The organism is Kosakonia sp. H7A, assembly GCF_003028445.1.
In the GTDB taxonomy this organism is placed as follows: Bacteria; Pseudomonadota; Gammaproteobacteria; order Enterobacterales; family Enterobacteriaceae; genus Kosakonia; species Kosakonia radicincitans.
Window position 1 is genome coordinate 1 of sequence record NZ_PYTZ01000038.1, and the last position, 694, is coordinate 694.

Annotated in this window: 1 protein-coding gene and 1 pseudogene; one reads left to right on the forward strand and one right to left on the reverse strand. The window is 70.0% G+C overall.

What is annotated here, in order from left to right; genetic code table 11:
* Positions 1–268: pseudogene (locus CWM66_RS27960) on the forward strand (hypothetical protein); the annotation flags it as partial.
* An 84-nt stretch (positions 269–352) separates the two neighbouring features.
* Here CWM66_RS27960 and CWM66_RS27965 read toward each other — a convergent pair.
* Entirely contained in the window at positions 353–616 is a 264-nt protein-coding gene (locus CWM66_RS27965; protein WP_233218443.1) for a DUF1653 domain-containing protein, read from the reverse strand.
* Positions 617–694: the final 78 nt, after the last annotated feature.

A 694-nucleotide genomic window follows, 5' to 3' on the forward strand; every position in this document is an offset into this window, starting at 1 on the left:
CGCGATGGCGCGCAGCGTGGTCGAGGTGACCAGCCGCGCCGCCTATCTCGAGCAGTTGCACGGCCTGATGCACGAGATGCCGGTACACCTGCTCGCGGGCGAGCGAACCCGCGAAGGCTGGGACGTGCCGGACTGGGCCATCGCGACGGCCGCCAGCTTCGTCGAACTCCCCGACATGGGGCACCTGATGATGCTGGAAGACGGCGCGGCCTTCGCCGCTGCCGTGCGCGCCTGTTGCCGGAGCCTGGGCGAGCCACTGCCCGCCTGAGCGGGCCGCTGTACCGTTGCGTCCCCGTCATGCCCGCGATGTCCGCACCGGCCCGCCAGGCGGCATGCAACCTTCTGTGGCGTCCTAGTCGACTACCCGGGCGAAGCGCGGCTGCCGTACCCCGTCCACCTCAACCTCTTCCACGAACATCGCATGCGGGCGCACCCACAGCCCGCCGTCGCCATACAGTGCCCGGTACACCACGCGGGGCTCGAGCGTCTCGCTGCACCGGGCCACGGCGACCACTTCGTACTCACCGCCCTTGTAATGGCGGTAGCGACCGGCGGGCAATTCGGGCAAGGGGGACAAGGCGGCCATGGCGTTTCCGGCGAGGGGGTGCGCCATCATAGGCCAATGCTTCCAGGCTGCCGCCCGGCTCAATGTCCCTCGTGAACCACGGGGGCCCGGTCCGCATTGGCCATGACC